The sequence below is a fragment of the Shewanella sp. JNE2 genome, from assembly GCF_023159115.1.
Lineage (GTDB): Bacteria > Pseudomonadota > Gammaproteobacteria > Enterobacterales > Shewanellaceae > Shewanella > Shewanella putrefaciens.
The window spans coordinates 627322-641748 of the sequence record NZ_CP096169.1; the positions used below are offsets into that span (position 1 = coordinate 627322).

Consider the following 14427-nt stretch of genomic DNA (forward strand, 5'->3'; position numbering starts at 1 on the left):
TTTTATTCACTCTTTTATCATTCTCTGTTACAAGATTTATCCCTCCTTTTGCGTCAATTTAGTCGCTAAATATGATATAAGTGCCGCAAAACTACGCTAAACAGACAAGATAGACAGATCATACTTTGGCTGTTGCGATAACAATAAAAAGGAAGGATAAATGAAAAGCGTAATCCGAAGTTTGGGATTTAGTGCACTTACCGTTGCGGTGTTAGCGGGTTGTGCCGCAACATCGACAGAAACGTCAATCCCTACATCATTGCCGCAGGTGTTCCAAGTCCCATTGGCGCAACCTCCGCAGGTTTCAGAGACCCTTACGCTTAATCAAATTATGGCGAATCCCGATTGGATGGGGATTTTCGCTAAAGAAGCTTATTGGAGTGATGATAGTCAAAGTGTATTTTTTGCCCGTCAAGCCAGTGGTGCACCTTTGCGGAGTTATTATCAGCAAGGTATTGATGATACTGGTGCGCTTGAGTTAGCTATCGATAAGCTGCATACCGCTGATCAGCAATTTGGGGTCGTAGATCCCACGCAGTCTTATAAAGCCTACCTCTATCAAGGCAATATTTTTGTTAAGCAGTTAAGTACAGGGAAGATCACCCAATTGACTCGCCAACGTACTGCGATTGATGGTGTACGTTATTTGAATAATGGCGACATTGCATACTGGCAGGGGGGTAATGTTTTCCAAATTCATCAAGAGACAGGGTTAATTGAGCAGCTTGCCGAAATCAAAATGGCAAAAGCGCCAGAAGGGGTAAAAGAGCCTAATACTTATTTGGCTAAACAGCAGCACAGATTAATTCAATATGTGGCACTGCAACAGGAAAACGCCAAAGCTAAGGCGAAGTTCAATGATGATTTGCAGAAAAACGATCCGACGCTTGCGGCCAGTACTTGGTATTTAGGCGATAGTGAGGTGGTTTCTGAGCTTAGCCTGTCTCCTGATGGCCGTTATATTTTAGTGGCGTTAACCGATAAAAATTATAACGGCCGTAATGAGCATGACATCATGCCTAATTATCTTGGTGCCAAAGGATATATCGATCCTGTGCCTGTGCGCGCTCGTGTAGCTGAAGATGCTCCACCTGGGCAACGCTTTGTATTACTTGACCTAACCCTGCACAAACAAATCAATATCACCATTGAAGGCCTAACAGGATTCGATGAGGATGTACTGGCAAAGGTTAAAACTGAGAATGCCAAGGCTAAAGGCGAAACTTATCAAAGCACTCTCGCACCACGTAAAATTCAGTTAATGCAGGATTGGGGTTGGACACAAAGTGCGATTCAGTGGCATGAGTCCGGCGCTAAAGTCGCCCTCATGTTGGAAGCCACAGATAATAAAGATCGCTGGATAGCCAGTGTTGACCTCTCAAAGGGGAAGTTTATTACTGAACATCGCCTCCATGATGATGCTTGGGTGAACTATGACTATAACCAGTTCGGTTGGATACCAGGGACAGATACGCTTTACTATCTGTCGGAAGAAACAGGTTATTCGCAACTTTACATTAAATCATTAGGCGAAAAGCCACGTGCGTTAACCCAAGGTAAGTTTGTGGTAAGCGATATCACGCTATCACCGGATGCAAGTTTTATTTATTACAAAGCAAATCAAAATCATCCAGGTATTTATAATGTTCACCGCGTGAATATATCCACGGGTAAAAATGAGCAATTAACTCAGTGGGATGGTAATTTAGATTACAGCTTAAGCCCTGATGGAACTAAGCTGTTGCTCAATGCCTCACGCCGTACACAACCGAATGAGCTCTATATTCAATCTATTGGCGGCGAGTTAAAGCAACTAACTTCTTATACGAGTGATGCCTTTAAAAACTACCCATGGCAAGCGCCTGAAGTGGTGGCGGTGCCGTCAAATTACGGTGCAGGTGATATTTATGCTCGAGTCTATTTACCCCAAGGCTATGATAAATCCCGCGCTGAAAAGTACCCAGCGGTGATTTTTAACCATGGTGCAGGTTATTTGCAAAATGCTGACTATGGCTTTAGCGGTTATTTCCGCGAGTTTATGTTCCATAACCTATTAACTCAACAAGGTTATGTGGTGATGGATATGGATTACCGCGGCTCTAAGGGTTACGGCCGTGATTGGCGTACTGCGATTTATCGCAATATGGGGCATCCCGAAGTAGAGGACTTAAAGGATGGTGTGACTTGGATGGGGAACCATGCCAATGTCGATACTCAACGTGTCGGTACTTATGGTGGCTCCTACGGTGGATTCTTAACCTTTATGTCGCTGTTTACCGCGCCAGATCTATTCCAAGCGGGCGCCGCACTGCGCCCTGTGGCAGATTGGGCACACTATAATGCTCCTTATACCTCGAACATTTTAAACACGCCTGATGTGGATCCTATTGCCTATGAGCGCAGTTCACCGATTGAACATGCCCAAGGATTAACTAAGCCATTGTTAATTATGAGTGGTGTGATGGACGATAACGTCTTCTTCCAAGACAGTGTTCGCATGGTGCAGCGCCTGATTGAACTGGAAAAGCCGATGTTTGAAATGGCAATTTATCCTGTTGAGCCACACGGTTTTCGTCAGCCATCGAGTTGGTTAGATGAATATCGTCGTATCTATAAGCTATTTGAACAAGAACTCAAATAAGCGCGTTTAGCGTTTTACAAAGGCCTCTTTAAGAGGCCTTTTTTATGTTTAAGTTAGTAAATTTGAGAGGTACTAAGCAGCAGGGTTTGTTTATTGCTAAGATTGATTGTATGTGCTGAAATTATAATGTTTTTTAGGATTTTAGAATATTGACGTCACAGGCATGGCTTAATAGGACAGATGAATAGTGGCGATTTCGGTAGCGGGTGGCGTAAGGCCTGGCAAAATTATAGAGATAGAACATAGGCTCTATCAGCAATTAATCCTCGGCAAACAAAAGGCGAGTCCAACACTATTGGATGAACTTGATAGGGAGCTTGAGGCCGATGCGAATAAGTTGGATATTGAACGCGAAGCCATTTTGGCGCGTATGATGAAACAGCTCCAAGCCCGAGAAGTTTTTGAAGCGGTGTCGAAACAATTGACCGCAACCGTTAATAACGCCATTGAGCATCAATTAGCCTCCCCTGAATTGGTTTTGGTGCAGGCTGATATCAATGAGTCCCAAATTTTATTGTTAGAACTCCTACTTGCAAAAAACCTTGATGCCACTCGATTACGACCGCTTATCAGTAATCTAAGTTGGTTATGTCGCGATTTAACCAATATGGTCAACAGTCCCGCCTTTCGTGCCCATCGACCTCAGGGGGCTGATGTGCATGTCACTGATATCAAATTAGTGATGAGTTACATTGGAATAGAGAACCTTCGCACCATAATTCCCTATTTTTGTTTACGTAACTGGTTACCTAGCGGCAATGCTAAATTGCTGTGGACTACCCGTAAACTTTGGCGCTACAGCATTATCAGCGGTATTGCAGCCAATGCACTGGCTAAGCTTCACAATACTGACTCAGCACTGGTTTATAGTAGTGCTCTGTTAAACCAGTTAGGTACGTCGGTTGTATTGAGTTTAAGTGCTCGCTTATTCGATAAAACATGGGGAACTTGGATACGGGAAGCCAGTAGCAGCCGCGATAAAGAAGTATACGATGCTGTGATAGCAACAGAATTCCCTGCTAAAGTGGTTTTTGAACAAGTGTTAAATCATGGGCTGAAACTTAATTGGCAATTATTAACACTGCTTGAGTTTGAACATAGTCCATTAACTTTGTTATTAAAAGAACTTGATCAAACTTTAAGCTATCGTGAACTCTCACCTCAAGCCGCGATTGTCGCACGGGCTAATTGTTATGCTAAGGTGGTGTTACTTGAAGAGATGCGCCATATTGAGCCGCAAGAAAAGCGTTTAATGTTTGATTATTACGAGTTAACAGAGCAAGAAGTGCTGCGTTTAAAAGCACAAAATTATCGAAAGTTAGATTTGCTGTAATCGATGCCCTTTTATCAGTGTCGATATGGCGCTGATGTGGAGGGAAGATGTCAAGCTGGCAATCATCTGTATTAAACACTATTTTATCCTACGTTGCCCGCCCATCCATCAGCCGAGGCAAGGCAAAAGTCCCCTTAGCACAAGTGCGTGAAAAGCTTATTGAGCTGGATAAGCGCTGGATCCCCTGGCCCGATAAATTAGTCAGTGCCACCATTCCGCTTAGGCATTCAAATCTATTGCACTATGTGCATCTGACTAAATCACCTCTATTAGGAAATCTCTTTTATGTTCGTGGTGGCGGTTTTTGCTTTAAAACCCCCCATGCCCATGCAAGGCTTGTTGCAGATATCGGTCGGCGTTGTCAGTTAGATATCTATATTCCCGATTATCGTCTTGCTCCCGAATATCCTTTTCCCGCGCCCTGTGATGATGTGATGGAGGCGTATTTACGCTTAATCGACTTGAAAGGTGCAAATAATTTGGTACTGATGGGGGATTCTGCGGGAGGTAATTTAGCGTTAAGTTTATTGCTCGAACTTAAGCGTCTTCATTTACCGCTTCCCCAAGCCTGCGTACTCTTATCGCCAGCATTAGATTTGGCGATAACGGGGGACACTGAGCTTATTCTTGGTGCAGATGATCCTTTTTTTACCATAGAGTCATTGCTGCGTTTACGGGGAGCTTATCTTGCAGGCGCAGATCCTATGTCTGCAAGAGTTTCTCCTTTACAAGGGAACTTGGCAGGCCTGCCGCCGCTCTTAGTGATCGCGGGTACTCGGGAGTTGCTATTACAGGATTCAGAACGGTTAGTGACTCAAATTAAAGCGAGTGGTGGGGAGATCCAAGGCATATTCTATCCCAATATGCCTCACGTATTTCCTATGTTTGACTTGTTACCTGAGGCCCTCGAGGCGAGGGAGAAAATCAGTCACTTTGTGCTTTCACATTTGATTCGTTAAAATTGTGTAGTTATTCATATTCAGTGAATAGCTAGCAAAAATAGAGGTAAATAACTTTTTTTCTGACTAAATATGCTACAAGCCTTAGGGATAAACGCTTGTATAGTTCTTAAACTGCAATCTTTATGCACTTTGTGTCAAAGCATAGCGATTGATGTTTGTGAAAAACTGGTATTTTGATCACATTTTCGCTAATAATGGCTATTAACAGACACAAGCATTCCCTGTATCACTAACTCTAGATAAAGATACACAGGGTATTCTGACGGCGCCCTATGCCGCTAAACAAAAACAAAGGATGAAGAAGAATGAGCGTTGATATGAAGTTAAACCGTGCCCAATTTGACGCAGTGATGGTGCCTAATTATGCGCCAGCGGCAGTGATCCCCGTTCGTGGCGAAGGAAGCCGAGTATGGGATCAAGAAGGTAACGAGTTTATCGATTTTGCTGGCGGTATTGCGGTAAATTGCTTAGGTCACTGTCATCCTGCTCTCGTGAATGCACTAAAAACTCAAGGCGAAAAACTGTGGCATTTATCCAATGTGATGACAAACGAACCTGCCTTAGCCTTAGCGACTAAATTAGTGAACAGCACCTTTGCCGACAAAGTGTATTTTGCTAATTCAGGTGCTGAGGCAAACGAAGCCGCATTAAAATTAGCCCGTCGTTATGCCTTAGAAAAATACGGTGTTGAAAAAGACGAAATCATCGCATTCGATAAAGCCTTCCATGGTCGTACTTTCTTTACTGTAAGTGTGGGTGGGCAAGCGGCCTATTCCGATGGTTTTGGTCCTAAACCACAGAGCATTACACATTTACCTTATAACGATATCGCAGCATTAGAAGCCGCAGTATCGGATAAAACTTGTGCCATTATGCTTGAGCCACTACAAGGTGAGGGCGGTATTATCAGTGGCGAGCCCGCCTTCCTCAAAGCGGTACGTGAACTTGCGAATAAGCACAATGCCCTCGTAATTTTTGATGAAGTCCAAACCGGTGTTGGCCGTACTGGTGAGCTTTATGCTTATATGGGAACAGACATAGTGCCAGATATTCTCACCACTGCTAAGGCTTTGGGTGGTGGTTTTCCGATTGCAGCTATGCTGACTACGGCTGAAATTGCTGAGCATTTAAAAGTGGGCACCCATGGTTCTACCTATGGTGGCAACCCATTGGCCTGTGCTATCGGTAATGCAGTATTAGATGTTGTGAACACGCAAGAAGTGTTAGATGGCGTGAAACATCGCGAGCAATTACTGCGTGATGGTTTGAATAAAATCAATGAAAAATATCATGTTTTTTCAGAAGTTCGCGGTAAAGGTTTACTCTTAGGGGCCGTTCTTAATGAACAGTACCAAGGTCGTTCACGCGACTTTTTGGTCGCCTCTGTCGCCGAAGGCTTAATGAGTCTGATGGCGGGTGCTAACGTGGTGCGTTTTGCTCCTTCTCTGGTGATCCCCGAGGCAGATATTGCTGAAGGTCTAGCTCGTTTTGAACGTGCTGTGGCGAGCATAGCTGCCGCCTAAATGACCTAAGGAGTGCTGAATTTATTCGCACTCCTTTTTTGTCAGGGAATGCTTGTGTGCATCACTACCTGTCTTATTTAGATAGGTGCCTTGGTGCGCAGCAAGCCAAAGTGAGGAGACACTAAGATGTTAATCATACGTCCTATTCAGGCTGGTGATTTTGAGGCTTTATATCAAATTGCCGAAGAGTCTGGCCATGGTTTTACGTCATTACCTGTGAATGCCGATTTGCTCAAACATAAAATTGCGAGAGCAGAAGCCTCATTCGTCAAACCTGTAGAGACTCCCTTCGATGAAGGCTATCTGATGGTATTGGAAGATACCGATACCCGCGCAGTGGTCGGCACTTGTGCCATTGAGGCCGCTGTCGGGATGGAAGATGCGTTCTACCATTATCGACTCGGTACCGAAGTCTATCATTCTGAACAAATTGATGTGCGTAATGAGGTTGAAACCTTAACCCTTTGCCACGATTACACTGGCGCCGCCGAATTATGTACATTGTTTTTACGTGAAGCCTATCGTAAAGGCAATAATGGCCGTATGTTATCCCGTAGTCGCTTTTTGTTTTTGGCCCAACATGCGAAACGTTTTGGTGAAACAGTGATCGCCGAAATGCGTGGTGTGAGTGACGCTAATGGTCATTCTCCCTTTTATGGCTGGCTGCAAAAGCATTTCTTAGGCATTGATTTTGTTCAGGCAGATTATCTTTCTGGTTTGGGTAAAAAGGCATTTATGGCCGAAATGATGCCACGAAATCCGGTTTATGTGTGTTTACTACCGGAAGAAGCACAAAAGGTGATAGGCGAAGTGCATACCAACACCCGTCCCGCATTGAGTCTGCTACAAGCAGAAGGTTTTAGATGCCGCGGTTATGTGGATATTTTCGATGGTGGTCCAACGGTTGAGTGTCGTTTATCCGATATTCGCGCAGTCCGAGAAAGTCGGCTATTGACCATAGATATAGGTGATATGGTCGAGGCGAGTAGCCAATTCATTATCTCCAATACCCAATTAGCCAACTACCGTGCAACAGCGGCATATTTAGCGGTGGATGATAAATCCGAACACATAGTAATTAGCCCTGAACTCGCAGCGGGTTTGTTGCTCGCTAAAGGCGATCAAATCCGTATTTTGGCAATGTAGGAATAAACACATGACACATTATATTCAAGGCCAATGGCATACTGGTAACGGTCATGACGTGACCTCAATCAATCCTGCCAATGGTGAAACTATTTGGTGCGGAAAAACAGCTACCGCAGAGCAGGTTAATACCGCGGTTGAGGCTGCGCGCGCTGCACAATTTGATTGGTTTATGTTAGGTTTTGACGCACGTTTAGCCATAGTTGAAGCGTATCGCAGCCAACTCGAAGCCAATAAAGCGGAACTGGCTGAAACCATAGCCCAAGAAACCGGTAAACCTCAGTGGGAAACTGCAACCGAAGTCGGCGCCATGATAGGTAAAATTGCGCTATCGGCTGCGGCTTACCATAAGCGCACGGGCACAGAAGCCAATGATACGCCAGCCGGACGCGCCGTTATTCGCCATAAACCCCACGGTGTTGTAGCTGTCTTCGGTCCTTACAACTTCCCCGGTCATTTGCCTAATGGTCATATAGTGCCTGCGTTACTTGCGGGTAATACTGTGATTTTTAAACCCTCTGAATTGACGCCTAAAGTGGCCGAGTTGATGGTCAAGCTTTGGGATAAAGCGGGTTTACCTGCGGGGGTTATCAACTTAGTTCAAGGTGAAGTGGATACGGGCAAGGCGTTAGCCTCACATCCTCAGATCGATGGTTTGTTTTTTACGGGCAGTTCACGTACAGGACACCTATTACACCAACAATATGCGGGTCATCCTGGCAAAATTTTAGCACTTGAGATGGGTGGCAATAATCCACTGATCATCAAAGGGGTACAGGATATTAAGGCTGCAGTGCACGATATTCTGCAGTCAGCTTATATCTCATCTGGCCAACGCTGCACTTGTGCACGCCGTTTATACGTTGAGCAAGGCGAGCAGGGTGATGCCCTGATTGCCCTGTTAGTCGATGCGGTTAAACAGATTAAAGTCGGTCCTTGGAATGCGCAGCCACAGCCATTTATGGGCTCAATGATTTCAGAAACTGCCGCCAAAGGTATGGTTGCGGCGCAAGCCAATCTACTCGATTTAGGCGGTAAAGTGCTCGTTGAATTAACGCATTTACAAGCAGGAACGGGCTTAGTCTCTCCTGGCCTTATCGATGTAACGGCAATTGATGTATTGCCGGATGAAGAATACTTTGGGCCTCTATTGCAGTTGGTGCGCTATGGCGATTTCGATCAGGCGATCAAATTGGCTAACCAAACGCGTTATGGTTTGTCTGCGGGATTACTTGCCGATAGCCGTGAAGATTATGATTATTTCCTCGCGCGTATTCGTGCAGGCATTGTTAACTGGAACAAACAAATCACAGGTGCATCGGGCGCGGCGCCTTTTGGTGGCGTAGGCGCATCGGGTAACCACAGAGCGAGTGCTTTCTATGCCGCCGATTACTGTGCTTACCCCGTTGCTTCGGTCGAGGCTGATGCCGTTAGTTTACCCGCGACACTAAGCCCAGGTTTGAGCTTGTAAGCGGGTAGAGATTTGACTTTTATGTGGTAAAGAGGAGGAAGGACGAATGTTCTTCCTTTTTAATAACAAGCAGTAACGTGACTTGAGTTTCTACTGTGGGTATGTGTGACGCTGCAACAGTGGCATCTAGGTCGTTACATTTAGTGTTTGCGGCACAATAACAGCAATAACCGCAGCACAATAAAAGGAGTTTTTATGCATACTGACATCAACGCCTTATTTGCCGCCCTGTGGCAAGACTATATTCAAATGACCCCTTCTGCGGCAAAAGTGCACGCGCTGCTGGGTCATGGTAAGCCGATCATCAACGACCATATCGCCCTACGTACTTTTAACATCGCTAAAGTGAATTTGGATGTGCTGGCTAAGCATTTCACATCACTAGGCTATGTTGCTTGTGGTGATTATAAGTTCGAGCAGAAAAAACTGGTGGCTAAGCATTTTGAACATCCAGACTCGACTCAGCCTAAAGTGTTTATCTCTGAGTTGTTAGTTGAAGAATTTAGCCCAGCGCTACAAGCGACCATTCAAGGTTTAATCGCCCAAGTGGATGTCGCCGCGACAACGGCGGATAATTTTATCTACTCAGGCTGCCATTGGTCATTGGATTCTCAAACCTATGAGGATTTATTAGCCGAGAGTGAATATGCTGCTTGGGTAGCCGCTTTTGGTTATCGTGCAAACCATTTTACTGTGTCTATCAATCACCTCGATGGTTTTGATACCTTAGAGTCAGTGAATAATGCTTTGAAACAAGCAGGCTTTGTGCTCAATAGTTCTGGTGGTGAGATTAAAGGTTCGCCAGAGGTGTTGTTAGAGCAATCCTCGACCATGGCCGATAAAATTGGCGTTGAATTTACTAATGCGACAGTAGAAATCCCAAGTTGTTTCTATGAGTTTGCCCTGCGTTATCCTATGGCAAATGGCGAGCTTTACACGGGCTTTGTAGCGGCGTCTGCCGACAAGATTTTTGAAAGTACCAACGTGAATAAAGCTTAACTTCATCAGGGCCTCATCTCGCTTTGAGTATAAAAAAACGCCATCGATTCGATGGCGTTTTTTATGAATAGCTCAAATAAGACATCTAGCTAAAGGTCAGTTCGATCCTCAATCCACCTAAGCGAGTGCTGTGAGCAAATTTAAGTTCAATCTCATATTGCTCGGCAATTTCTTTCACTATCGATAAACCTAAGCCGTGACCCATTACAGCCTCATCTAATCTTGTTCCCCGCTGCGTGAGTTTATCTAGCTCATCATCAGCAACCCCAGGGCCATCATCATCGATACAAAGGCAGAGACGCTCTTGCTGACGTGATAGCTGAATACTCACTTGGTACTTAGCCCACTTAAAGGCGTTGTCTAATAGGTTGCCTAGGAGCTCCATGCCATCCTCTCTGTGGATCGGCAGCCGTAGGATATTGGGATCGAGTTCAAAATTGCATTCGATGGACTTGTTGCGGTGGACCTTATTAAGGGTATTGGCTAGGCTGTGTAAATCTCTTGGGATCACTAATTGCGCCGCAGGAAGCATGTCGCCTGTGATCCTTGCCGCCGCCAGTTTACGCTCGACCATCTTGTGAATCGAATCAAGTTGCTGCTGCAAGGCTATGGCGGTTTCAGGATCTTTAAGCCCAAGTGCTTCAACCTGTTGCTGCATCACCGCCAGTGGCGTTTTGAGCCCATGGCTCAAGTTACCTAAGTTATTGCGACTACGTTCAATTTGCTTGGCGGTGTATTCGAGTAGTTCATTATAGGTTTTTGCTAGTGGCCTTACTTCCGGGGGGATATTACTCAGTTCGAGAGCGTTGATCTCCCCTTGCTGTAAACGGGATAGCGCATCTTGGATTTGCCTAACGGGTTTAAAAGACTGACGTAGAATTAAAAAGATCCCCATGATCATCGCTACTAGCATCGCTAGATTGACCCCAAGTTTAGTGCCATAAACCTCACTAAATACGCGTCTACCAATACTGAGATCCTGCGCCACTGTCAGGGTGGCTGTGACATTGGCGCTACTCGAATTTAATCCCAAGGATAACAGTTGCATATCATTGTTTTTTGGGCCTTTAGCTTGCCAAACTCGGGTTTGATTTGGGGCTAATGGTTCAATATCTAATTGCATGTCCCATAATGAACGTGAGCGAATCACTTCATTTGGCAGATTAAGCTGGAAATAGCGGCCCGAATAGGCAGGTTTATAAAAACTGGAAAGCTGGCTTTGATCTATGCTGATATCACCATCATTGATATGGGTCGCCAGCATGATATGTTCAAGATCTTCTTCTAAACGATTGATAATCGAATCGTGAAAAGCTTGGCGCAACATGGACTCAAATAAGATGAGTCCAATCACTGTGCCCAGCACTATTAAGCCCGTTAACCATAAACTGAGCTTAGTGCGAATGGATATCATTGAATTGCGCCGTGGAAAATATAACCTTGACCGCGGCGGGTTTCGATAGCGGTTTTACCGAGTTTTTTACGTAGATGTGTCACATAAACTTCTACGACGTTACTCTCTTTTTCATCATCAAATTGATAGAGTTTATCGGTTAGCTGTGCTTTAGATAACAGCTTTTTAGGTGACATAAGAAAAATCTTAAGCAATCTAAATTCCATGGCTGTTAACTCGTATAGGTGATCGGCTACTTTTACTGTTTGCTCCGTTTCATCTAAGGTAACGCCACCATAGGTGAGTTGTTTACTGGGAGTATTTAAGCGTCCATGGGCTCGGTGAATCAGTGCTTGTATGCGAGCAAGCAGCTCTTGAGCATGGAAAGGTTTTCCTAGGTAATCGTCAGCACCCGCATTAAAACCTTCGACTTTTTCATGCCATTGGCTACGAGCCGTTAACATGATCACTGGCGTACTAATACCTTGATTTCGCCAGCCTTCGAGCAATTCGAGTCCATTACCATCGGGTAGGCCAATATCTAAGATCACACAATCATATTGAGTTTCTTTGATGAGGTAATCGGCTTCCAGTGCTTTGTCTGTGATATCGGTAACGTAGCCAGCAAGTTTGAGTTGCTTTGCCAGTTCATTGACCAGCATTGGGTTATCTTCAACGAGTAGCAGTTTCATTTTTTTGGCATTCGCTCGGTAGTGCAATGGATTGATCGGGTTGGCCATTGGTTGCATCAATGCTCAGATTAACGATTTGGCCGCGCTGAACTTTAATTTGTAAATCATAGCGCCATTTATGCGCTTCTTGATAGAGATGGGCATCAATTAGTTCACCTTGGCAAAATTGATCCACAACCGCAAGGGTACCATTGAGCGACAGAATTTGTCCTGAGTTAACGAGATCTTTGACTTGATAGTGTTCTAATTCAATCGGTTCAGCATTGATTATTGTTGGATACACCAGTGCGAACAGACTGAAAAAACAGATAAAAAACAGCCGTTTCATTTGTGTACCCCAATAAAAAATGGCCTAGAATTTATGCTAGGCCACTTTAATGAAACAGGCTTAAATCAAGCTGAAGACTAACTTAACGGGTACCGTATACCACTATGGTTTTGCCGTGTGCTTGAATTAAATTTTGCTCTTCAAGCATTTTCAAGATTCGACCGACAGTCTCACGTGAACAGCCTACAATCTGGCCAATCTCTTGACGAGTGATCTTGATTTGCATCCCATCAGGATGAGTCATTGCATCAGGCTGTTTAGCTAAGTGCAATAATGTTTGTGCTATACGACCTGCGACATCAAGAAACGCTAAATTGCCGACTTTCTGACTCGTGCTTTGTAGGCGATAAGCCATTTGAGCTGACAGTTTCATCAGAATTTCAGGGTTAACTTGGATCAGTTGCTTAAACTTTTTATATGAAATTTCTGCAATTTCACATGCTTGTTTAGCTCGAACCCAAGCGGTACGTTCTGCTTGTTCTTCAAATAATCCTAACTCACCAATAAAGTCGCCTTGATTAAGATAAGAAAGGATCATCTCTTTACCTTCTTCATCTTTAATCAATACGGCAACAGAACCTTTTACGATGTAATAAAGGGTATCTGAATCTTCACCAGCATGGATAAGAGTGCTCTTTGCAGGGTACTTATGAATGTGACAGTGTGATAAAAACCATTCCAAAGTTGGGTCCGGTTTTGGCTTACCAATCAGAGCCATGTTGATGTTCCTCGATTGATTAAAACGAAAGTAAGGATATTCTAAATAAGCATTTTACGTCAATTAGACTCACAAAAACTTGATAGAAGTCTTAGTTTAGAATAAGTGAATAAATGCAATTAACCATCTAAAATTAGAGCTTATTTTGCTACTTTAGTGATATTAGTCAACTAAATCGGTACGAAACTCATCGGATTCAGTTAACTCTGTCGAGTTAATCACATCTTATAAGGCATTTTAAGAATTTTTTGAGCCAAAAATAAAAAAAATGCCACTGTACGAGGTAATTACTTTTGCTATTTCGAGAAAATATCCCTTTATTATCCCATTTTAGTCTTGGTTTTAGTGCGATTTAGGCTCGACTTATCCAAAAAATTCAGGCTAACTTTATGGTGTGGTCGCTTTGAGGTGAGGTAAGTAAGGTGAAATACAGACAATGGGTTTTGAGCATAGGCTTAACTTTAGGCGTAGGGCTTAGTTCTGTTGCGCACGCATTTTCTATTCCACAACCTGCAGCTGAAATTGCAGCGAGTAAATTTGCGCTAATCCAAGTTCAGGCGGCGCATGGCAGTGATGATGCTCAATTTTTATTGGGGCTGATGTATCTCTCTGGGCGCTATGTGGAACAAGAGGTGCCATCTGGCATGTATTGGATATCCCTGGCTGCTGAACAACAGCATGAGAAAGCACAGCAAACGCTGGCTGATTTATCCTTTGAGGGCAAAATTATTGCCAGAGATCTCTCGGTAGCAGAGCATTGGTATAAAGTGATGAGTGAACGAGGTAATCGTTGGGCTCAGTTCCGTTTAGGTTTTATTTATGCCTCTGGCGGTGATGGCGTTGTACGTAATTGTGGTAAAGCGGTCGAGCAATTTACCCAAGTGGGTGATGATATTGCGCTGGGTAATGTGGCGTGGATCCTTGCGACTTGCCCTGAGGCTGAATATCGCGATGGCAATAAAGCGGTTGAGTTATCCTTAAAGTTACTTAAAGTAAATGAAAACGATCCTACTAATTTAGATAACCTCGCTGCTGCCTATGCAGAAATTGGTGATTTTAGTGCTGCAATATTGACCCAGCAAAAAGCGATTGAAGCTTTAAAGATGAGTGCTGAACTGACTAAGACGGATGAGTTCATTCAGCGGTTACAAACCTATGAACAAAAACGAGCCTATCGCGAAACCTTACGTTTGGTTGAATAAATTATTAGACTTTCTCGTG

12 protein-coding genes are annotated in these 14427 nt (G+C 44.1%); 8 read left to right on the forward strand and 4 right to left on the reverse strand.

Going from position 1 to position 14427, the window contains the following annotated elements; genetic code table 11:
• The first annotated feature begins 160 nt into the window (after positions 1–160).
• The 7 genes from MZ182_RS02870 (at position 161) to MZ182_RS02900 (ending at position 10075) form a co-directional block, all read left to right on the forward strand.
• Positions 161–2641, forward strand: a complete 2481-nt coding sequence (locus MZ182_RS02870; RefSeq protein WP_248067808.1) for a S9 family peptidase — start codon at positions 161–163, stop codon at positions 2639–2641.
• A gap of 187 nt (positions 2642–2828) precedes the next feature.
• Positions 2829–3974, forward strand: a complete 1146-nt coding sequence (locus MZ182_RS02875; protein ID WP_011918636.1) for an HDOD domain-containing protein — start codon at positions 2829–2831, stop codon at positions 3972–3974.
• Between the two features lie 47 nt (positions 3975–4021).
• Entirely contained in the window at positions 4022–4933 is a 912-nt protein-coding gene (locus MZ182_RS02880) for an alpha/beta hydrolase (protein ID WP_011918637.1), read from the forward strand.
• A gap of 308 nt (positions 4934–5241) precedes the next feature.
• Complete coding sequence (locus MZ182_RS02885; protein WP_011790772.1) at positions 5242–6459, forward strand: aspartate aminotransferase family protein; 1218 nt, start codon at positions 5242–5244, stop codon at positions 6457–6459.
• Positions 6460–6585: 126 nt separating this feature from the next.
• On the forward strand, positions 6586–7605 hold the full coding sequence (astA, locus tag MZ182_RS02890; RefSeq protein WP_011790771.1) for an arginine N-succinyltransferase: 1020 nt from the start codon (positions 6586–6588) through the stop codon (positions 7603–7605).
• Positions 7606–7615: 10 nt separating this feature from the next.
• Positions 7616–9076 carry a succinylglutamate-semialdehyde dehydrogenase gene (astD, locus tag MZ182_RS02895; RefSeq protein ID WP_011918638.1) on the forward strand — a complete coding sequence of 487 codons (1461 nt, stop codon included), beginning with the start codon at positions 7616–7618 and terminating at the stop codon, positions 9074–9076.
• Between the two features lie 195 nt (positions 9077–9271).
• A complete protein-coding gene (locus tag MZ182_RS02900; RefSeq protein WP_248067809.1) occupies positions 9272–10075 on the forward strand; it encodes a DUF1338 domain-containing protein in 804 nt (267 codons plus the stop codon).
• Positions 10076–10160: 85 nt separating this feature from the next.
• On the opposite strand, the gene MZ182_RS02905 is transcribed toward MZ182_RS02900, so the two are convergent.
• The 4 genes from MZ182_RS02905 to crp all read right to left on the reverse strand — a co-directional run bounded on the left by MZ182_RS02905 (position 10161) and on the right by crp (position 13206).
• Positions 10161–11489 (reverse strand): ATP-binding protein, encoded by a 1329-nt coding sequence (locus tag MZ182_RS02905; RefSeq protein WP_248067810.1) that lies wholly within the window; start codon positions 11487–11489, stop codon positions 10161–10163.
• Complete coding sequence (locus tag MZ182_RS02910; protein ID WP_011790767.1) at positions 11486–12160, reverse strand: response regulator transcription factor; 675 nt, start codon at positions 12158–12160, stop codon at positions 11486–11488. The genes MZ182_RS02905 and MZ182_RS02910 overlap by 4 nt, the downstream gene beginning before the upstream one ends.
• Complete coding sequence (locus MZ182_RS02915; RefSeq protein WP_011790766.1) at positions 12141–12488, reverse strand: PepSY domain-containing protein; 348 nt, start codon at positions 12486–12488, stop codon at positions 12141–12143. Before MZ182_RS02915 ends, MZ182_RS02910 begins: the two co-directional genes overlap by 20 nt.
• Before the next feature lie 82 nt (positions 12489–12570).
• Positions 12571–13206 (reverse strand): cAMP-activated global transcriptional regulator CRP, encoded by a 636-nt coding sequence (gene crp, locus MZ182_RS02920; protein WP_011070954.1) that lies wholly within the window; start codon positions 13204–13206, stop codon positions 12571–12573.
• 422 nt (positions 13207–13628) lie between these two features.
• On the opposite strand from crp, the gene MZ182_RS02925 reads away from it, so the two are divergent.
• Positions 13629–14408, forward strand: a complete 780-nt coding sequence (locus tag MZ182_RS02925) for a tetratricopeptide repeat protein (RefSeq protein ID WP_248067812.1) — start codon at positions 13629–13631, stop codon at positions 14406–14408.
• Positions 14409–14427 lie beyond the last annotated feature (19 nt).

Coding starts and splice junctions, on each gene's coding strand:
- MZ182_RS02885 (WP_011790772.1), top strand. CDS start 5,242: ATGAGCGTTGATATGAAGTTAAACCGTGCCCAATTTGACGCAGTGATG.
- MZ182_RS02870 (WP_248067808.1), top strand. CDS start 161: ATGAAAAGCGTAATCCGAAGTTTGGGATTTAGTGCACTTACCGTTGCG.
- MZ182_RS02905 (WP_248067810.1), bottom strand. CDS start 11,489: ATGATATCCATTCGCACTAAGCTCAGTTTATGGTTAACGGGCTTAATA.
- MZ182_RS02910 (WP_011790767.1), bottom strand. CDS start 12,160: ATGAAACTGCTACTCGTTGAAGATAACCCAATGCTGGTCAATGAACTG.
- astA (WP_011790771.1), top strand. CDS start 6,586: ATGTTAATCATACGTCCTATTCAGGCTGGTGATTTTGAGGCTTTATAT.
- MZ182_RS02900 (WP_248067809.1), top strand. CDS start 9,272: ATGCATACTGACATCAACGCCTTATTTGCCGCCCTGTGGCAAGACTAT.
- crp (WP_011070954.1), bottom strand. CDS start 13,206: ATGGCTCTGATTGGTAAGCCAAAACCGGACCCAACTTTGGAATGGTTT.
- astD (WP_011918638.1), top strand. CDS start 7,616: ATGACACATTATATTCAAGGCCAATGGCATACTGGTAACGGTCATGAC.
- MZ182_RS02880 (WP_011918637.1), top strand. CDS start 4,022: ATGTCAAGCTGGCAATCATCTGTATTAAACACTATTTTATCCTACGTT.
- MZ182_RS02915 (WP_011790766.1), bottom strand. CDS start 12,488: ATGAAACGGCTGTTTTTTATCTGTTTTTTCAGTCTGTTCGCACTGGTG.